At 45.7% G+C, this 17,750-nt stretch carries 21 protein-coding genes and 1 pseudogene; 19 read left to right on the top strand and 3 right to left on the bottom strand.

Features of this window, described 5'->3' with window-relative positions; translation table 11 throughout:
- The first annotated feature begins 11 nt into the window (after positions 1-11).
- The 8 genes from AU387_RS06920 to AU387_RS06885 all read left to right on the top strand — a co-directional run bounded on the left by AU387_RS06920 (position 12) and on the right by AU387_RS06885 (position 7,590).
- Complete coding sequence (locus tag AU387_RS06920) at positions 12-881, top strand: sugar phosphate isomerase/epimerase family protein (RefSeq protein WP_059335278.1); 870 nt, start codon at positions 12-14, stop codon at positions 879-881.
- 86 nt (positions 882-967) lie between these two features.
- The gene (gene iolI, locus AU387_RS06915) at positions 968-1,804 is read left to right on the top strand and encodes a 2-keto-myo-inositol isomerase (protein ID WP_059335277.1); all 837 of its coding nucleotides are present in this window, start codon (positions 968-970) and stop codon (positions 1,802-1,804) included.
- A 20-nt stretch (positions 1,805-1,824) separates the two neighbouring features.
- Entirely contained in the window at positions 1,825-2,697 is an 873-nt protein-coding gene (gene iolJ / locus AU387_RS06910) for a 6-phospho-5-dehydro-2-deoxy-D-gluconate aldolase (protein ID WP_059335276.1), read from the top strand.
- Between the two features lie 108 nt (positions 2,698-2,805).
- A complete protein-coding gene (yxdJ, locus tag AU387_RS06905; protein ID WP_059292179.1) occupies positions 2,806-3,495 on the top strand; it encodes a two-component system response regulator YxdJ in 690 nt (229 codons plus the stop codon).
- Positions 3,492-4,469 (top strand): two-component system sensor histidine kinase YxdK, encoded by a 978-nt coding sequence (gene yxdK, locus AU387_RS06900; protein WP_059292180.1) that lies wholly within the window; start codon positions 3,492-3,494, stop codon positions 4,467-4,469. Before yxdJ ends, yxdK begins: the two co-directional genes overlap by 4 nt.
- Positions 4,470-4,612: 143 nt before the next feature.
- Positions 4,613-5,386 carry an ABC transporter ATP-binding protein YxdL gene (yxdL, locus tag AU387_RS06895; protein ID WP_015240899.1) on the top strand — a complete coding sequence of 258 codons (774 nt, stop codon included), beginning with the start codon at positions 4,613-4,615 and terminating at the stop codon, positions 5,384-5,386.
- Complete coding sequence (gene yxdM / locus AU387_RS06890) at positions 5,361-7,229, top strand: ABC transporter permease YxdM (protein WP_059335275.1); 1,869 nt, start codon at positions 5,361-5,363, stop codon at positions 7,227-7,229. Before yxdL ends, yxdM begins: the two co-directional genes overlap by 26 nt.
- Positions 7,230-7,242: 13 nt before the next feature.
- Positions 7,243-7,590, top strand: coding sequence for a YxeA family protein (locus tag AU387_RS06885; RefSeq protein WP_015715011.1), 348 nt, complete (start codon positions 7,243-7,245; stop codon positions 7,588-7,590).
- 38 nt (positions 7,591-7,628) lie between these two features.
- Here AU387_RS06885 and AU387_RS06880 read toward each other — a convergent pair whose 3' ends face one another.
- The gene (locus AU387_RS06880; protein WP_059335274.1) at positions 7,629-8,594 is read right to left on the bottom strand and encodes an iron-hydroxamate ABC transporter substrate-binding protein; all 966 of its coding nucleotides are present in this window, start codon (positions 8,592-8,594) and stop codon (positions 7,629-7,631) included.
- A gap of 174 nt (positions 8,595-8,768) precedes the next feature.
- On the opposite strand from AU387_RS06880, the gene AU387_RS06875 reads away from it, so the two are divergent.
- Positions 8,769-9,167, top strand: a complete 399-nt coding sequence (locus AU387_RS06875; RefSeq protein WP_059335273.1) for a hypothetical protein — start codon at positions 8,769-8,771, stop codon at positions 9,165-9,167.
- 42 nt (positions 9,168-9,209) lie between these two features.
- On the opposite strand, the gene AU387_RS06870 is transcribed toward AU387_RS06875, so the two are convergent.
- Both AU387_RS06870 and cotNE read right to left on the bottom strand, forming a co-directional pair.
- Positions 9,210-9,563, bottom strand: a complete 354-nt coding sequence (locus AU387_RS06870; RefSeq protein ID WP_059335272.1) for a hypothetical protein — start codon at positions 9,561-9,563, stop codon at positions 9,210-9,212.
- 246 nt (positions 9,564-9,809) lie between these two features.
- The gene (gene cotNE / locus AU387_RS06865) at positions 9,810-10,175 is read right to left on the bottom strand and encodes an inner spore coat protein CotNE (protein ID WP_044160076.1); all 366 of its coding nucleotides are present in this window, start codon (positions 10,173-10,175) and stop codon (positions 9,810-9,812) included.
- A 104-nt stretch (positions 10,176-10,279) separates the two neighbouring features.
- Here cotNE and AU387_RS06860 point away from each other — a divergent pair, with 104 nt between their 5' ends.
- From AU387_RS06860 to AU387_RS06820, 10 genes and pseudogenes are all read left to right on the top strand, one after another.
- Complete coding sequence (locus AU387_RS06860) at positions 10,280-10,702, top strand: DUF3255 family protein (protein ID WP_044160075.1); 423 nt, start codon at positions 10,280-10,282, stop codon at positions 10,700-10,702.
- The gene (locus AU387_RS06855) at positions 10,692-11,252 is read left to right on the top strand and encodes a hypothetical protein (protein ID WP_059335271.1); all 561 of its coding nucleotides are present in this window, start codon (positions 10,692-10,694) and stop codon (positions 11,250-11,252) included. The genes AU387_RS06860 and AU387_RS06855 overlap by 11 nt, the downstream gene beginning before the upstream one ends.
- Positions 11,253-11,291: 39 nt before the next feature.
- The gene (gene yidA, locus AU387_RS06850) at positions 11,292-12,104 is read left to right on the top strand and encodes a sugar-phosphatase (RefSeq protein WP_059335270.1); all 813 of its coding nucleotides are present in this window, start codon (positions 11,292-11,294) and stop codon (positions 12,102-12,104) included.
- 151 nt (positions 12,105-12,255) lie between these two features.
- Positions 12,256-13,242 (top strand): penicillin V amidase, encoded by a 987-nt coding sequence (yxeI, locus tag AU387_RS06845; protein WP_059335269.1) that lies wholly within the window; start codon positions 12,256-12,258, stop codon positions 13,240-13,242.
- Positions 13,229-13,446 (top strand): annotated as a pseudogene (locus tag AU387_RS20405) (hypothetical protein). The gene yxeI and the pseudogene AU387_RS20405 overlap by 14 nt, the downstream one beginning before the upstream one ends.
- A 185-nt stretch (positions 13,447-13,631) precedes the next feature.
- Positions 13,632-14,957, top strand: coding sequence for an LLM class flavin-dependent oxidoreductase (locus AU387_RS06840; RefSeq protein ID WP_059335268.1), 1,326 nt, complete (start codon positions 13,632-13,634; stop codon positions 14,955-14,957).
- 13 nt (positions 14,958-14,970) lie between these two features.
- Positions 14,971-15,468, top strand: coding sequence for a GNAT family N-acetyltransferase (locus AU387_RS06835; RefSeq protein ID WP_059335267.1), 498 nt, complete (start codon positions 14,971-14,973; stop codon positions 15,466-15,468).
- A gap of 23 nt (positions 15,469-15,491) precedes the next feature.
- Positions 15,492-16,286, top strand: a complete 795-nt coding sequence (locus AU387_RS06830; protein WP_059335266.1) for an amino acid ABC transporter substrate-binding protein — start codon at positions 15,492-15,494, stop codon at positions 16,284-16,286.
- Positions 16,287-16,308: 22 nt separating this feature from the next.
- Positions 16,309-16,983, top strand: a complete 675-nt coding sequence (locus tag AU387_RS06825) for an amino acid ABC transporter permease (RefSeq protein WP_024123423.1) — start codon at positions 16,309-16,311, stop codon at positions 16,981-16,983.
- A 12-nt stretch (positions 16,984-16,995) separates the two neighbouring features.
- Positions 16,996-17,745 (top strand): amino acid ABC transporter ATP-binding protein, encoded by a 750-nt coding sequence (locus AU387_RS06820; protein ID WP_059335265.1) that lies wholly within the window; start codon positions 16,996-16,998, stop codon positions 17,743-17,745.
- Positions 17,746-17,750: the final 5 nt, after the last annotated feature.

Genomic DNA, 17,750 nt, shown 5'->3' with positions numbered 1-17,750 from the left:
GAGTGAAAAAAATGAAATTAGCATTGGATCCATCGATGTATCGAGATGATTTAACGTTGGAGGAAATGGTCTATAAAACGGCGGAGCTTGGCTATGAATATATCGAACTTTCCCCGCGCGAGGATTTTTGTCCATTCTATAAATATCCGAAAGTCGATTCAGCAAAGATCAAACAATTAAAGCGGCTTTTAAGGGATACAGGTGTTAAGCTTTCATCACTCCTTCCGCTTTACCATTGGGCGGGTCCTGAAGAAGACCGCCGTCAGGCTGCGGTACGCAACTGGAAAAGGGCGATCGAAATTGCGGTTGAACTTGAAGTGGATTTGATGAACAGTGAATTCAGCGGTTCAAAATATGATCCTTTAACAAGCGAAGAAAAATTCATCAAATCCATGGATGAGCTTCTGCCAGTATTTGAAAAAGAAGGCATTAAACTCAATCTTCAAGCTCATCCGTACGATTTTATCGAAACGCACAAAGGTGCGATGGATATGATCCGCGCGCTCGACAAGGATTGGATCAACCTTGTCTACTCGACTGCGCATACGTTCTTCTATGATGACGGAAAAGGCGATATCGCGACAATGTTTGACGAAGCCGGCGACCGTCTCACACACGTTTTATTTGCAGATACCTTTAATCATAAAGCGGCTCACGGCCTGCGTTACATCGTCAATCCGCCTGACGCGAAAGTAACGGTTCACCAGCATTTGGACATTGGTCAAGGCGAGGTTGATTTTGATACGATTTTCAGAAAACTGAGAGAGATGAAGTTCGACGGAATTGCGACGAATGCCGTGTTTGCTTGGGTCGACGAAAGAGCGGATGAATCAAGCCGATTTATGCTTAAAAAAATGAAAGAAGAATTAGGTCTGGCATAAGCTGAGCATGGAGTTCGGCGGGATATGGCGAACAGCCTTCCTGCCGAACTCCCTTCATATCTAACACGCAGATGGGGGAGTCTGACATGAAACTTTGTTTTAATGAAGCAACTACATTGGAAAACTCAAATCTTAAACAGGATTTAGAGCTATGCGAAAAGCATGGCTATGATTATATTGAAATCCGCACAATGGATAAGCTGCCGGAGTACTTAAAAGACCATTCATTGGCCGATCTTGCGGAATACTTTCAAACCCATCACATTAAACCGCTTGCCTTAAACGCACTCGTTTTCTTCAATAACCGTGATGAAAAGGGCTATCAGGAGATCATCGCTGAATTTAAGGGCATGATGGAAACCTGCAAAACCCTCGGTGTGAAATATGTGGTGGCCGTTCCGCTTGTGACAGAGCAGAAAATCTTAAAAGAAGAGATCAAAAAGAGCTGTGTAGAGGTTCTGACTGAGCTTTCTGATATCGCCGAACTGTACGGCGTAAAAATCGCCCTTGAGTTTGTCGGACATCCGCAATGTACGGTCAATACATTCGAACAGGCGTATGACATCATCAATACTGTCAGCCGCGACAATGTCGGGCTTGTCTTTGACAGCTTCCACTTCCATGCGATGGGATCAAATATTGAAAGCTTAAAGCAGGCGGACGGGAAGAAAATCTTTATTTATCATATTGACGATACGGAAGATTTCCCAATCGGCTTTTTAACGGATGAAGATCGCGTATGGCCCGGCCAAGGGGCGATTGACTTGGATGCCCACTTATCAGCCCTCAAGGAAATCGGCTTCTCTGATGTGGTATCCGTTGAGCTGTTCCGGCCTGAATACTATAAGCTCAGTGCGGAAGAAACGATTCAAACAGCGAAAGAAACTACAATTGATGCGGTATCAAAATATTTCAGCATGTAATTGATAAAGGAGGGGTGAACATGGCTTTTGTATCGATGAAAGAGCTTCTTGAAGATGCAAAGCGGGAGCAATACGCGATCGGGCAGTTTAATATCAACGGCCTGCAGTGGACGAAGGCGATTTTGCAGGCGGCAGAGGAAGAACAGTCACCTGTGATCGCGGCGGCATCGGATCGGTTAATCGACTACTTAGGCGGATTTAAAACCGTAGCCGCGATGGTCAATGCGCTGATTGAAGAATTATCAATCACCGTTCCCGTGGTGCTTCACCTTGATCACGGAAGCAGTGTGGAGCGCTGCAAACAAGCGATTGACGCGGGATTTAGTTCAGTGATGATTGACGGGTCACATCAGCCGATTGACGAGAATATTGCGATGACAAAAGAAGTCACCGATTATGCCGCAAAGCACGGCGTGTCAGTAGAAGCCGAAGTCGGCACGGTCGGCGGAATGGAAGATGGACTGGTCGGCGGGGTCCGCTATGCCGATATCACGGAATGTGAGCGGATCGTTAAAGAAACCAATATCGACGCGCTGGCCGCCGCCCTCGGCTCTGTACACGGCAAATATCAGGGTGAGCCGAATCTCGGATTTAAGGAAATGGAGGCTATCTCCCGCATGACTGATATTCCCCTCGTTCTTCACGGGGCATCCGGGATTCCGCAGGATCAGATCAAAAAAGCGATCACGCTCGGCCACGCGAAGATCAATATCAATACGGAATGTATGGTAGCCTGGACAAGCGAAACACGCCGCATGTTTCAGGAAAACAGCGATCTGTACGAACCGCGCGGCTATATGACACCCGGCATTGAAGCTGTGGAAGAGACAGTGCGAAACAAAATGAGAGAGTTCGGATCAGCCGGTAAAGCAGCTAAGCAGCAGGTCGGCTGAAGAGTCCGGAAACCGCCGGAATGGCGGTTTTTTTGTGCGGTGTTGCGTCCGTACCTCCGAAACGATTATGATGATGGCAGCAGCGTAAATAAACGGGAGTGGTTCAGTTTGAATAAAATCATGATTGTGGAAGACAGTGAAGACATTCGCGGACTATTGCAGAATTACCTTGAAAAATACGGATATCAAACAGTGGTCGCCGCGGATTTTACAGCTGTCCTTGATGTCTTTTTGCGGGAAAAGCCCGATGTGGTGCTGCTTGATATCAACCTGCCGTCCTATGACGGCTATTATTGGTGCCGCCAAATCCGCCAGCACTCCACAAGCCCGATCATTTTCATTTCAGCCAGAAGCGGGGAAATGGATCAGGTGATGGCGATTGAAAATGGGGGAGACGATTATATCGAAAAACCGTTTTCTTATGATATTGTGTTGGCGAAAATTAAAAGCCAGATCCGCAGGGCGTACGGGGAGTACGCCGCAAAGCAGGGGGAGAAAGTGATTGAATATGCCGGTGTTCAGCTCTTTGTAGAACGGTTTGAACTGCGTTTTCAGGATGAAAAAAGCGAGCTTTCTAAAAAAGAAAGTAAGCTATTGGAAGTGCTGCTTGAGCGGGGAGAAAAGGTGACGGGTCGGGACCGTCTCATGGAAAAGACGTGGGACACCGACATTTTCGTCGATGATAATACACTTAACGTGTATATCACGCGGCTCAGAAAAAAACTGCGGGAGCTGAATGCGCCTGTTTCGATTGAATCGGTGCGGGGCGAAGGCTACCAGCTGAGAGCGCAGTCATGAAGCTGTTTCTCCGGTCTCATGCCGTGCTGATTCTGCTTTTTCTTCTACAAGGGCTGTTTGTCTTCTTTTATTACTGGTTTGCGGGTCTTCATTCTTTTTCTCACTTGTTTTACATATTGGGCGTGCAGCTTCTTATTTTGGCGGGCTATCTTGCCTATCGCTGGTACAAAGACCGCGGCGTGTATCATTGGCTCAGTTCAGGACAGGAAGGGACGGACATTCCGTATCTCGGTTCTTCAGTGTTTTGTTCAGAGCTGTATGAAAAGCAGATGGAGCTGATTCGGCTTCAGCACCAGAAGCTCCATGAGACCGAAGCCAAGCTTGACGCTCGGGTGACGTATATGAATCAATGGGTGCATCAAGTAAAGACGCCGCTGTCGGTCATTAATTTAATCATTCAGGAAGAGGATGAGCCCGTTTTTGAACAAATCAAAAAAGAAGTCCGGCAGATTGAATTCGGGCTGGAGACGCTTCTTTATTCATCAAGGCTCGACCTGTTTGAGCGGGATTTTAAAGTTGAAGCAGTTTCCCTGTCCGAGCTTCTCCAATCAGTCATTCAAAGCTATAAACGATTTTTTATTCAATACCGCGTTTATCCGAAAATGAACATTTGCGATGATCATCAGATTTACACCGATGCCAAATGGCTCAAATTTGCGATCGGCCAAGTGGTCACAAATGCGGTCAAGTATTCAGCGGGCAGGAGTGACAGACTTGAGCTGAATGTCTTCCGCGATAAAGACAGGACGGTGCTTGAAGTCAAAGATTACGGTGTCGGGATTCCCTCGCAAGACATCAAGCGGGTGTTTGACCCTTATTACACGGGTGAAAACGGGCGGCGTTTCCAAGAATCTACGGGAATCGGCCTCCATCTCGTCAAAGAAATTACAGATAAGCTCAATCATACGGTGGACATCAGCTCGTCTCCCGGTGAAGGGACATCAGTTCGATTTTCATTTCTTACAAAAATGTAAGGCTGCGTTAAGAAAACAACATAGCCCGCTTTGTTTCCCCTTGATAACATGGATTTATGTCAAGGGGATTTTTATGTTGAACGCCCTGGCACTACATGAAAGCAGCCCAGACCAGCAAGAATAAAACCATAAGGAGGATTCTCATGGCGAATATGCTTGAAGTCAAACATATAAATAAAACCTATAAAGGACAAGTGTCCTATCAAGCTTTAAAACAAATTTCGTTTTCAATAGAAGAAGGCGGGTTCACGGCGGTGATGGGACCGTCCGGCTCCGGAAAAACAACCCTTTTGAATATCATTTCAACGATCGACCGGCCGGATTCAGGCGATATCCTGATTCACGGAGAAAACCCGCACAGGCTGAAGCGGACAAAGCTCGCTCATTTCCGCCGCAAGCAGCTCGGATTTGTGTTTCAGGATTTCAACCTTCTGGACACGCTGACGATCGGTGAAAATATCATGCTGCCGTTAACGCTTGAAAAAGAAGCGCCGTCTGTCATGGAAGAAAAACTGCACGGCATCGCGGCAAAGCTCGGAATCGAAGACCTGCTCAACAAACGGACGTTTGAAGTGTCCGGAGGCCAGCGCCAGCGGGCCGCCATCGCAAGAGCGGTCATTCATAAGCCGTCACTCATCCTGGCCGATGAACCGACGGGAAACCTTGATTCCAAAGCGTCAAAAGACGTCATGGAAACGATGCAGAGCCTGAATCAGGATGATCATGTCACGGCTTTGATGGTGACCCACGATCCTGTTGCGGCAAGCTACTGCCGCCGCGTCATCTTTATAAAAGACGGCGAGCTGTTTAATGAGATTTACCGCGGGGAAAACCGCCAAGTATTTTATGAACAAATTCTCGATGTGCTGTCTATGCTGGGGGGAAACGCAAATGACCTTTCTTCAGTTCGCTTATAAAAACGTCACGAGAAACAAAAGGGCCTATCTTGCATTCTTTTTAAGCAGCGCCTTTTCCGTGTTGATTTTCTTTACCTTTGCGATGTTCCTGTTTCATCCGGCATTAAAGGAAGGCTATCTAAATAACATCGCCAAAAAAGGCCTAACCGCCGCGGAATGGATGATCTTTGTTTTTTCTTTCTTATTTGTTCTGTATTCGGTTAACGCATTTTTGAAATCGAGAAATAAAGAATTCGGCATTTTGCTTATGCAGGGTATTACGCCGGGACAGCTGAGAAAGCTCATTACGGCGGAAAATATGATCATCGGCGTCATGTCAATTGCAGCCGGGATTATCGGAGGATTCATTTTTTCAAAGACGTTCTTTACGGTCGGCGCTTATATTTTAGAAATGGACGCGCTGCCTTTGTATATGCCTTGGAAAGCGCTCGGTATTACGGCCTGCGGATTTCTGCTCTTATTTTTCTTTTTATCGCAGTTTACGATCCTTTTTGTCAGATCAAATACGGTTATCAAATTAATAAAGGGCACTGACAAGGTTAAACCGGAGCCTAAGCCGTCCGTGCTACTGTCCTTATTCGGCATCGCCTGTCTGTGCGGCGGGTACGGCATGGTCCTTAAAGGTAATGTCCACGGGGCCGAGCCGTTTATCATTTTACTGCTCACCGTCATCGGAACGTATTTCTTTTTCAGCCAAAGCAGCATCTGGATTCTGCGCGCGCTGAAGAAGTGGAAAACCTTTTATCTGCGCGGGAAAAACGTCATTTGGGTTTCTGACCTTGTCTATCGTTTAAAAGACAACGCCCGCCTGTTCTTTATTGTCAGCATTATTTCAGCGGTTGCGTTTACGGCGACAGGCGTACTCGCGATGTACAAATCGACCGTCGGAGCGGAAGAGTCCGCTTATGAAATGGAGTATTTATCTTACAGTAACAATCCAAAAGAACAGACTCATTTGAAAAAAATTGACCATGAACTGAAAACACACGGCTTTACGTATAAGAAAGACAAAATAGATGTTTCCTATGTTCGCTATCAGGAAGGAGAAACTGTCCCCCCTGTTTACATGATCAGCGAATCGGATGTATCAAAATACTTCCATGTCAAACTGAACGGCCTGAAACATGATGAGGCTGTCTTTTTCCCGGGTACGTATGACCGCAATTTCAAAAACAAAGCGCCGAATCAGCTGAAGCTGCTGAACCAAAAAGGCAAGCCGTCCGGACAAAAATTGTCAGTAAAAGAAGTCAAAAAACCGCTGATCTCATTGAATGCCATCATCGCGGTGAACGATCAAACCTTTGATCAGCTCAAATCACTCGGTGATAAAGCGTCATTATACGGCTACAGCTACGATCATTGGAAAGACAGTCTTGGGATCAGCCAATCCTTGAAAAATGAGATTTACGGCAACTATATTGATGTGCATTCTGATTTTATGGCAAAAGCCGGCACCTACTATGATACGGTGCAGCTGCCGAGCTTAAGTTTATTCATCGGCCTGTTTATCGCGATCGTCTTCTTTGTCGCGGCAGCAAGTTTCTTATATTTCAGGCTGTTCACCGATTTAGAAGAAGATCGGGAGCGCTACCGTTCGCTGGCCAAAATCGGTTTGAGTGAGCGTGAGATGTCACAAAGCGTGACGATACAATTAGCGATTCTCTTTTTCTTTCCATTTGTCATTGCTGTTATGCATACGCTGTTTGCCTTGAGAACATTGGCTGTGGAAGGCTATTCCGATGTAGCGGGACCGCTCAGTCTCACCATCGGAGGGTTTTTCCTTTTTCAGCTTCTATTCTTCCTCGCGGTGCGGTCAAGCTATTTGAAAAAAATGAACAAGTAAGGGGCGTGCAAAGATGAAAAAAGCAATGGCGATCCTGGCCGTCTTGGCGGCTGCTGCCGTAATATGCGGGCTTCTCTTTTTTCATAACGATGTTACAGACAGATTTAATCCGTTTATTCACCAGCAAGATGTCTATGTGCAGATTGATCGAGATGGCAAACATCTTAGCCCAGGCGGTACTGAGTATACATTAGACGGATACAATGCATCCGGAAAAAAAGAAGAAGTGACCTTTTTCGCCGGCAAAGAGCTTCGGAAGAACGCGTATTTGAAGGTGAAGGCGAAAGGAAAGTATGTCGAGACCTGGGAAGAAGTCAAGTTTGAAGATATGCCGGACTCCGTACAGTCAAAATTAAAGTGAATCAAAAAACGGCACAGCGTCATGACTGTGCCGTTTTTTTATTTTTTATTTTCTTCGGCCCGTTTGATCAGCATGTCGGTGATGATATCCACCTGTTTGCTGACGGAAATCGGATCGTATGGATAGAAGGTGTCAAAATCATTCATAAACACACGGTTATGTTTTACAGCGTCTAGGTTTTTCCAAATGGAGGATTCCTTCAGCTTGTCGAGTGTTTTGCTTTCGCCTTTCGGATTGTAGTCCGTAATGAACATATAATCTGCGGCATACTCAGGGATCACTTCTTGGGAGAGCTGTTTCATCTCGCCTTTTTTGATGACATCTTGTTCAATCTTTTCAGGCGCTTTTAACCCAAGCGCGTTGTATACAGCTTGGCCGCCGCGACCGCCATTGTCATTGAAGACCCAGAATTCGCCCTTGTCCGTGTTTTCATAAATGCCGAAGGTCGCATCTTTGTCGATGACGCCGGCTATTTTCTTTTTGGCTGCTTCCGCTTTTTGGTTAAAGTCAGCCATAAAGGATTTTGCTTTATTCTTGGCGCCCGCAATATCTCCGAACATTGCAACGGTATCTTCGACGTTTTTCGCTGTGTTATAAGGAACGACAACGGTTGGAGCGATTTTCTTTAATTTATCGACATTCTCTTCATTCATGACAACAATTAAGTCAGGCTGAAGCTCCATTACTTTCTCAACGCTGATCGGATCACCGACATCCTTTACATCTTTCAGCTTTGATTTTAAAAATGGATTATCAAATGACCATGAGCCCGAGCCGACCACATTTGCCCCAACAGACAGCAATTCCCCAGCATAAAAATCAGTGACGATGCGTTTCGGATGTGCAGGAATGTTGACGTTCCCTTTTGTTGATTTGTATGTTCTCATTTCTGTCTTTTCGGAAGCGGAATCACTTGAGCTTCCTTTCGAAGCCGTGCCGCTGCAAGCGCTGGCAAACATGATAAGCAGCACAAGCATGCCAACGAGCAATGTGTTCTTTTTCATCAAGAACCCTCCAATATGTATGTTGATCGATTAGTAATGATTATCATTATCAATTAATAATATAGCAAGAAACCTGTGCCTCGTCTATCACTATTTTAATAGGAGAAAGTTTTTGTTATACAAGTGACGCGGTATTCTTAATCGATTATTATAGGTAAAAAGGAGGAGGAAAATATGGAAATCACAAAAAGAGGTGCCGCATGGGAATGGCTTCATAGCTGGTGGATGCTGTTTATTTTCATGCCTTTTGCCATTACCAGTTTTTTTGCCTTTTTATTTATTGGCATCAAGGTTAGAAATAAAAAGTGGATCATATACGGAATCATTTATTTTTTCGTATTTGCGTTTGCTTTCGTGCTGCCTGATCCGCCCGGATTGCTTATTGTGCTCCCGTTGTGGGCTGTGACGATTATTCATGGTTTTAAAGTGCGACCGCTGTTTCTGATTCAGCTGGATGTCTACAAAGACAATGTGGAGGCACGGGCCTTTGCTGAGGCAAGAAGTGAAGCCGAGAGCAGATTTCATGCGCCGAAACAGTCTATTCAGGATATACATATTCGCAAAGAACAGTAAGAAAAAAGCTCAACACTCGCATTGTGTTGAGCTTTTTATATGTTACTGCTGGTAGGATTGCTGCTGAAATGGCGTGTTTTGGCCGAATGGAAGTGTAGACACATTCGTATTCATCACGCTGGATTGTCCAGTAAGTTCCTGCTGCATTTGGTTGCACATGTTGACAACCTGCTGGCACTTTTGAATGGCTGTGTCATGTCCATGCAGCGCTTGCTGAATGGTATGTGCAGCTTGTTGTTCGTGGTTTAGAATCTGTTGCAGCATTTGGATGTTTTGCTGCTCCTGATGAAGCATTTGACGATATTGGTTGCTGCTTTGCTGTGTTTGCTGAATAAGCTGCTGAGCTGTCTGGCGGCACTGGTTCAGCTGCTGCAGGCTGTGTTGCGTATTGTGCATAAATGACCCCTCCGTATGTTCAATTGACATTTGTCGGTATTATCATGCGACCCGAACCAAAAGAAATTCTGCAAAAGGGGAACTACAATTATTTTCCTTACCCCCTCTATCTTTGAATGAAATCGGCAAAGATTGTATACTTGTAAAAACCCTTTTTATGTAAATGTCCCGCTCTGCACATAAGAATAGCGGAAAACGAAACTCCGACATCTGGAGAATCGTATTCCGCTTTTTTCTTTTCTTGCTTCAGAAACCGCCTTCGCCCGCAGTAAATGGGATATTTAATCTGTTTTCTACGGCGCGGAGGCGCTGATTGAGCCGGTTTAAGCGGCGTGTATGGCGTTCAACAGTCTGGCTTAGCTGATTGACCTGATCGGCCAATCTTGCAATTTCCCGGTTTTGACGGCGATCCTCATTCGACAGACGGGTTAATTCTCTTGTCTGCTGTTCGTTTTGCCGTTCAAGAGCAGCGATTCTTCTTTCCAATGCCGGCTGTCTGTCCGTCTGGTATGGCTGGTATACATCCTGCTCCGGATATGGATTGTATTCATATTGGCTATAGTAGGGTTCCTGCTGAGGGAGCTGCGGGCTGTAATATTGATAAGGGTTCATGTAATCAATCTCCTTAAAAAGAAATGTGGGTGAATTCCTTATAATCTATGTAGTCATTGGCACAGTGACACGGCATTCGCCTAAAAAAGTAAGAAAGGACGGTGATGACGCTGAGCAGAAAAGGACCTGTTATTGTGTTCCTGTCTGCTGTATGTCTCATCATTTCGGGCTGTCAGCAGCCAAAAGACGAGACGCCGTTTTATTACGGAACTTGGGATGAGGGCATTATCCCCGGTCCCATGGATGGCGTGAAATCAGCAACGGTCACATTTACCAAAGACAAGGTGCTGGAGACGGAGGTGATTGAAGGGAGAGGAGAGGTGCAGCTGCCCTTTATGGAATACAAGGTAATATCTCAAAGCGCTGACGGTTCCATTGAGATCCAGTACCTTGGCTCCTATTATCCGCTCAAAAGCAAACTGAAAAGAGGGAAAGACGGGACGCTGATATGGGAGCAAAATGGCCAGGAAAAAACGATGACAAGAATCGAGTCAAAGGCCCGCAAGGAGGAGAAACATGAGAAATAAAAAAGCGGAAAGACTGGTGTTAACAGGCCTTATTTTACATATCATTCAGTGGTTGTTGGTATTATGGGCTTTTCTCAAAATCAAACATTTATTTAGTGACTATACGATCTACAATCCGAATGTCATAAACGGAACGATGCAGTCGTTATCGTTTATGCAAATGCTGCGTTCTATGATGTACTCGGGCGCCATGGTGAATTATGTTCTGTTTTTTGTGATTGCATTGCTTATCTATTGTTTAGTGCTTCATGCGGTCATGATTGTTCTGGAAATGGCTGCTTATGTGATGATCAGACGGAATCCTTTATCTTCATGGGCATATTTTTTGGCGGCGGCGGGTGTGAAGCTTGCAATCTTAAATATCACGGGTATTCCATTTTTAGCTGCCGGCTTCCTGCTGATGAAACAGAAACAAGCAGAAAGCGGCGAAAAGGGTGAAGAACGAAAGCGAAAGCCGCGCACGCGGATCTGGAGACAAGGCAGACGACTAAACAGAAACAGGAGAAAATCATCGCTTTCAGTTGAATATCAAAAAGAAAAAACGATATGATGGGACTATAGCCTGAAAACGACACGAAGGAGATGCAGGATGTACAAATTAATAGCAATTGATATGGACGGAACACTTTTAAATGATCATCATGAAGTGACGGCGGAGGTCCGCGACGCACTGCATGCCGCAAAAGCGGAAGGGGTAAAAATTGTCCTTTGCACCGGCCGGCCTATCGGAGGTGTTCGGAGATACTTAGATGAACTCAATTTAATTGAGGAAGGCGACTACGTCATTGCCTATAATGGGGCGCTTGTTCAAAATACGCATACAAAAGAAGTGGTGACGGAATTGTCTCTAGGATATGATGATTTGGCATCATTATATGATCTGAGCTTAGAGCTGAAGACACCGATGCACTTCTTCGACTCAGCCAACCTGTATACGCCTAACCGTGATATCAGCGAATTTACCGTATATGAGTCGTACGTGACACAGGTGCCGCTTCATTACCGCAAGATTGAGGAGATGCCTAAAGACATTCTCATTCCGAAAGTGATGTTTATTGATCAACCAGAACACTTAAGCCAAGTCATTACATCGATACCGAAAGACGTGAGAGAAAAGTATACGATGGTCAGAAGCGCTCCTTTCTTTTACGAAATTCTGCATCCGGAAGCAAGCAAAGGAAACGCTGTGCGTCAGCTGGCGAATCTGCTCGGAATCGAGCAGGCGGAAGTCATGAGCATAGGCGACAACGGCAACGATCTGACAATGATCGAATGGGCCGGCTGCGGCGTTGCCATGGCAAACGCCATTCCGGAAGTGCTTGAGGCCGCAAACTTTCAAACGCGCTCCAATAATGAACATGGTGTTGCGCATGCGATTCACGAGCTTGTTTTGGCTAAATAAAAAATCTAGCCTTTTAAAGGCTGGATTTTTTCGTTTTATTTGATGTAATGTCAATTCTTTGACGAATCGATTTGACTTTCGTTATGCTGATAAAACCAATTCGTTCACAATATGTATGATATTAATCTGAATTGAAAAGGGGACTGATCAGATGTGCACAAGTCTTACATTGGAAACCGCTGACCGTAAACATGTATTAGCGAGAACAATGGATTTTGCATTTCAGCTGGGGACAGAGGTTATTCTCTATCCGCGCCGTTACAGTTGGAGTAGTGAAGCTGACGGAAAGGCCCATCAGACACAGTACGCATTTATCGGTATGGGAAGAAAACTCGGAAATATTTTATTTGCAGACGGCGTTAATGAAAACGGTTTATCGTGTGCTGCACTTTATTTTCCGGGCTATGCGGAGTACGAAAAAACGATACGGGAGGACACCGTACACATTGCCCCGCATGAGTTTGTGACATGGGCGCTGTCAGTCTGTAAGTCTTTGGATGACGTGAAAGAAAAGATTCGATCTTTAACGATTGCAGAGAAAAAATTAGATCTATTGGATACGGTTTTACCGCTTCACTGGATATTGTCAGACCGGACGGGACGCAGCCTGACGATAGAACCGAGAGCAGATGGCCTCAACGTCTATGACAATCAGCCTGGTGTCATGACGAACAGCCCCGACTTTACATGGCATGTAACCAATCTGCAGCAATATACAGGAATCAGACCGAAGCAATTAGAGAGCAAAGAAATGGGCGGCTTAGCCCTTTCCGCTTTTGGCCAAGGCCTAGGGACTGTAGGCCTGCCGGGGGATTATACACCGCCCTCCCGGTTTGTCAGAGCTGTTTATTTGAAAGAACACCTAGAGCCGGCAGCCGATGAAACGAAAGGTGTAACAGCCGCTTTTCAAATTTTGGCAAATATGACGATACCCAAGGGCGCAGTGATAACGGAAAAAGACGAAATTCATTATACGCAATATACTTCCGTGATGTGCAACGACACGGGAAACTACTATTTCCACCACTATGACAATCGGCAAATCCAAAAAGTAAATTTGTTTCATGAAGACCTTGACTGTTTGGAGCCTAAAGTGTTTTCCGCTAAAGCAGAAGAAAGTATTCATGAGCTTAATTAATTCACATCAATCAGCTGATTCCGGTTTAAATCCGGAGTCAGCTGTTTTTTTATACGATCGTTACGGCGTTTGAATGGGTAGGCAGTTTGCTAAAAGCGAAAGAAAAGGGAAAGGAAATGGCGAAATCTTATATAAAAACTGAGTCTTTGCTTCATCAGACTCAGTTTTCTTGCCGATATAGAGGTTATTGCACTAGTTGAATGAACCAATGCCGTTCCATTATGGTCACGCAAGGGTCTTTTCAGCTTAAATAGAAAAAATTAATCTCAACTCATTGACAAACTCGCAATACAAATGTACATTTTGATTTATTCATATTAAACGACTAGGAATATAGGAGTTTATTTTTCGGACTTTTCAGCCTAAAACATTATAAAAGGAGTAACGTCATGACAAGCAAAAAGAAGCAAATCAAATTAGGAGTTTTTCTTGCGGGGACCGGACATCATGTTGCGTCTTGGCGGCATCCGGACGCGCCTGCGGATGCGAGCATGAACTTGGATTATTTTAAACAGCTGGCGAGAACAGCGGAGCGGGGCAAGCTGGATATGCTGTTTTTAGCAGACAGCCTGTCAATTGACAGCAAATCGCATCCGAATGTGCTTACAAGGTTTGAGCCATTTACTTTGCTCTCAGCTTTGGCGCAGGTGACGTCAAGAATTGGCCTGACAGCGACAGCTTCTACTACTTATAGCGAGCCGTTTCACATTGCCAGACAATTCGCCTCACTGGATCACCTGTCCAACGGCCGTGCCGGATGGAATGTCGTGACCTCATCCATTGAGTCAACAGCGCTGAATTTCAGCGGGGAAAAGCATCTCGAACATCACTTGCGCTATCAGCGGGCAGAAGAATTTGTCGAGGCCGTAAAGGGGCTTTGGGATTCATGGGAAGAGGACGCCTTTATCCGCAATAAAGAAACAGGTGAATTCTTCGATAAAGAAAAAATGCACGAGCTCAACCACAAAGGAGATTATTTCTCAGTCCGCGGGCCTCTGAACGTTTCAAGAACGCCGCAGGGCCAGCCGGTCATTATTCAGGCGGGCTCATCAGGGGATGGGAAAGCGCTGGCTGCCAAAACGGCTGAAGTGATTTTCACGGCGCAAAACCATTTGGAATCGGCACAGGAATTTTATCAATCAATTAAAAAGCAGGCAGCCGAGTTTGGCCGCGATCCTGAGAAAATCGCGATCATGCCGGGCATTTTTCCGGTCATCGCAGACACTGAAGAAGAGGCGCGGGCTAAATATCAAGAGCTTCAAGATTTAATCATTCCATCTGTCGGTCTGCAAATCCTGCAGAATTATTTAGGCGGAATTGATTTGTCTGCATATCCGCTTGACGGGCCGCTGCCAAAGCTCGACGCGGATGCATCAAACGCGGTGAAGAGCCGATTTAAGCTTGTTCAAGAAATGGCTGAACGAGACAATATGACAATACGTGAGCTTTACAAATACGTTGCAGGCTCCAGAGGCCATCACATTTTTGTCGGAACGCCGGAACAGCTTGCCGACAAGATGCAGGAATGGGTCGATCATAAAGCTTGTGACGGATTTAATATTATGCCTCCGCTTCTTCCGGAAGGAATTGAACTGTTCGTTGACAAAGTGGTTCCGATTTTACAGGAGCGCGGCGTGTTCAGAAACGAATATGAAGGCACAACATTGAGAGAGCATTTTGGTTTAGAAAAACCGGTAAACCGTTATGCGAAGTAAGGAGGAACGCTCGATGAAGACGCAATATCGCCTCGCAGCTGAATGTGATGCCGAACAGCTTCTCGAGCTGACATGGCGCGCCTATGAACCGATTCGAAAGCTCGGCATTCGTTTTGCCGCGGCCCATGCGGATCTGGATCTGGTCTTAAACAATATCCGAAAAAACGCCTGTTACGTCATGGAAGAAGACGGGCGGATCATCGCGACCATCTCCTTACGAATGCCTTGGGGACAGCAGCCCGGACCGTATGGCGTTCCTCATATCTGGTGGTTCGCTGTTGATCCTGAAACCGGGCAAAAGGGAGTCGGGACAAAGCTGCTTCAATGGCTTGAGCAGACCATCCTGCGCGATACGTTAAAGGTTCCGTTTGTATCGCTAGGAACAGCGGATAAGCACCCGTGGCTGATCGAGATGTATGAAAGAAAAGGATATGTCCGAGCAGGCGAGAAAGACCTGGGCAAAGGACATATGACAGTCTATATGAAAAAACAACTGCGAAATGACCTATAAAAGATAAAAGGCGGGAAAATCAAATGAAAATGAAAAAATGGACTGTGCTGTTAGTTGCTGCGTTATTAGCTGTGCTATCAGCTTGCGGCAATGGAAACAGCGGCAGTAAAGAGGATGACAACGTACTTCATGTGGGTGCGACCGGACAGAGCTACCCGTTCGCTTATAAAGAAGACGGAAAGCTGACAGGTTTTGATGTAGAAGTAATGGAAGCTGTTGCAAAGAAAATCGACATGAAACTGGACTGGAAGCTGCTCGAATTCAGCGGTCTGATGGGAGAGCTTCAAACAGGCAAGCTTGACACCATTTCCAATCAGGTAGCGGTGACAGATGAACGCAAGGAAATGTACAACTTCACAGAACCGTACTCTTATGCAGGAACACAGATTGTCGTCAAAAAAGACAACAATGACATCAAATCAGCAGACGATTTAAAAGGAAAGACAGTAGCTGCTGTTTTAGGTTCAAATCACGCGAAAAACCTTGAAAGCAAAGATCCTGACAAAAAAATCGATATCAAAACATACGAAACACAGGAAGGCACGCTGAAGGATGTCGCATACGGACGTGTGGACGCTTACGTAAACAGCCGAAGTGTGCTGATCGCGCAAATTAAGAAAACAGGCTTGCCGTTGAAGCTTGCCGGAGATCCGATTGTGTACGAACAAGTCGCATTCCCATTTGCCAAGGATGACGCGCACGACAAGACCCGTAAAAAAGTCAATAAAGCGCTCGATGAACTGCGCAAAGACGGAACGCTTAAAAAGCTGTCAGAAAAATATTTTAACGAAGATATCACAGCAGAACAGAAGCATTAAGAAACGGCGGTGAACCACAAGAATGAATACGATTGATTGGGAATTCATGATCTCAGCATTCCCGACTTTAATTCAGGCCCTTCCGATTACATTGTTTATGGCTGTAGCAGCTATGATTTTTGCGATTATCGGAGGACTTATTCTCGCACTCATTACAAAAAACAAAATTCCAGTGCTTCATCAGCTGTCAAAGCTGTATATCTCATTTTTCCGGGGCGTGCCGACACTTGTGCAGCTGTTCTTAATTTATTACGGGCTGCCGCAGCTGTTTCCGGAGATGAGCAAGATGACAGCTCTCACAGCTGCCATTATCGGTTTAAGTTTAAAAAACGCCGCCTATTTGGCAGAAATCTTCCGCGCCGCCCTTAACTCTGTTGATGAAGGGCAGCTGGAGGCGTGCCTGTCTGTCGGTATGACGAAACTTCAGGCTTACAGACGAATTATCCTTCCGCAAGCAGTCAGAAATGCGATACCAGCAACGGGTAATACATTTATCGGCCTCCTAAAAGAAACCTCATTGGCATTTACTTTGGGTGTCATGGAGATGTTTGCGCAAGGTAAGATGTATGCATCAGGAAATCTGAAGTATTTTGAAACCTATTTGGCGGTTGCGATTGTCTACTGGGTTCTTACAATCATTTACAGTATCCTGCAGGACTTGTTTGAACGCGCCATGAGCAAGCCATACCGGACTTAGAGGTGAAATCAGTTGATAAAAGTAAAAAATATTCGCAAAGCGTTTAAAGATCTGGTCGTGCTGGACGGAATCGACCTAGAAGTAAAACGCGGAGAAGTGGTGGCGATCATCGGTCCGTCCGGTTCCGGAAAATCAACGCTTCTTCGGTGCTTGAACCTATTGGAGCGCCCCAATCAAGGCATCATTGAAATTGGAGAAGCCAAACTGAACGCGGAAAAGTTTACACGTAAGGAAGCGTACCAGCTCCGTCAGCAAACGGCCATGGTCTTCCAAAATTACAATCTGTTCAAAAATAAAACCGCCCTGCAAAACATTACTGAGGCTTTAATCACGGCTCAAAGAAAATCACGAGATGAAGCGAACCGTATTGGGATGGAGATTCTGAGGCAGGTCGGATTAGAGCATAAAGCTGACAGCTACCCGATCACAATGTCCGGCGGCCAGCAGCAGCGAATCGGCATCGCGCGGGCACTTGCGGTTAATCCGCATGCGATTTTGCTGGATGAACCGACTTCGGCGCTTGACCCGGAGCTGGTGGCGGGTGTGCTTCAGGTCATCAAATCGATTGCGGAAAAACAAACAACAATGATCATCGTCACACACGAAATGGCATTTGCAAGAGAGGTTGCCGATCAAGTGATTTTTATGGCGGACGGCCATATTATCGAGCAGGGAACGCCTGAAGAACTGTTTGACCATCCGAAAAACGAACGGACGAAACGATTTATCAAGCAGGTGGGAGAGCCTGCAGAGCTTATATAGAAGGG

The sequence above is a fragment of the Bacillus halotolerans genome (assembly GCF_001517105.1).
GTDB lineage: Bacteria > Bacillota > Bacilli > Bacillales > Bacillaceae > Bacillus > Bacillus halotolerans.
This window is presented reverse-complemented; position numbering and strand designations above follow the sequence as displayed.

Bases quoted from the DNA above. Each gene is read 5' to 3' on its own strand.
- AU387_RS06920 (WP_059335278.1), top strand. From the start codon at position 12: ATGAAATTAGCATTGGATCCATCGATGTATCGAGATGATTTAACGTTG.
- iolI (WP_059335277.1), top strand. From the start codon at position 968: ATGAAACTTTGTTTTAATGAAGCAACTACATTGGAAAACTCAAATCTT.
- iolJ (WP_059335276.1), top strand. From the start codon at position 1,825: ATGGCTTTTGTATCGATGAAAGAGCTTCTTGAAGATGCAAAGCGGGAG.
- yxdK (WP_059292180.1), top strand. From the start codon at position 3,492: ATGAAGCTGTTTCTCCGGTCTCATGCCGTGCTGATTCTGCTTTTTCTT.
- yxdL (WP_015240899.1), top strand. From the start codon at position 4,613: ATGGCGAATATGCTTGAAGTCAAACATATAAATAAAACCTATAAAGGA.
- yxdM (WP_059335275.1), top strand. From the start codon at position 5,361: ATGACCTTTCTTCAGTTCGCTTATAAAAACGTCACGAGAAACAAAAGG.
- AU387_RS06885 (WP_015715011.1), top strand. From the start codon at position 7,243: ATGAAAAAAGCAATGGCGATCCTGGCCGTCTTGGCGGCTGCTGCCGTA.
- AU387_RS06880 (WP_059335274.1), bottom strand. From the start codon at position 8,594: ATGAAAAAGAACACATTGCTCGTTGGCATGCTTGTGCTGCTTATCATG.
- AU387_RS06875 (WP_059335273.1), top strand. From the start codon at position 8,769: ATGGAAATCACAAAAAGAGGTGCCGCATGGGAATGGCTTCATAGCTGG.
- AU387_RS06870 (WP_059335272.1), bottom strand. From the start codon at position 9,563: ATGCACAATACGCAACACAGCCTGCAGCAGCTGAACCAGTGCCGCCAG.
- cotNE (WP_044160076.1), bottom strand. From the start codon at position 10,175: ATGAACCCTTATCAATATTACAGCCCGCAGCTCCCTCAGCAGGAACCC.
- AU387_RS06860 (WP_044160075.1), top strand. From the start codon at position 10,280: ATGACGCTGAGCAGAAAAGGACCTGTTATTGTGTTCCTGTCTGCTGTA.
- AU387_RS06855 (WP_059335271.1), top strand. From the start codon at position 10,692: ATGAGAAATAAAAAAGCGGAAAGACTGGTGTTAACAGGCCTTATTTTA.
- yidA (WP_059335270.1), top strand. From the start codon at position 11,292: ATGTACAAATTAATAGCAATTGATATGGACGGAACACTTTTAAATGAT.
- yxeI (WP_059335269.1), top strand. From the start codon at position 12,256: ATGTGCACAAGTCTTACATTGGAAACCGCTGACCGTAAACATGTATTA.
- AU387_RS06840 (WP_059335268.1), top strand. From the start codon at position 13,632: ATGACAAGCAAAAAGAAGCAAATCAAATTAGGAGTTTTTCTTGCGGGG.
- AU387_RS06835 (WP_059335267.1), top strand. From the start codon at position 14,971: ATGAAGACGCAATATCGCCTCGCAGCTGAATGTGATGCCGAACAGCTT.
- AU387_RS06830 (WP_059335266.1), top strand. From the start codon at position 15,492: ATGAAAATGAAAAAATGGACTGTGCTGTTAGTTGCTGCGTTATTAGCT.
- AU387_RS06825 (WP_024123423.1), top strand. From the start codon at position 16,309: ATGAATACGATTGATTGGGAATTCATGATCTCAGCATTCCCGACTTTA.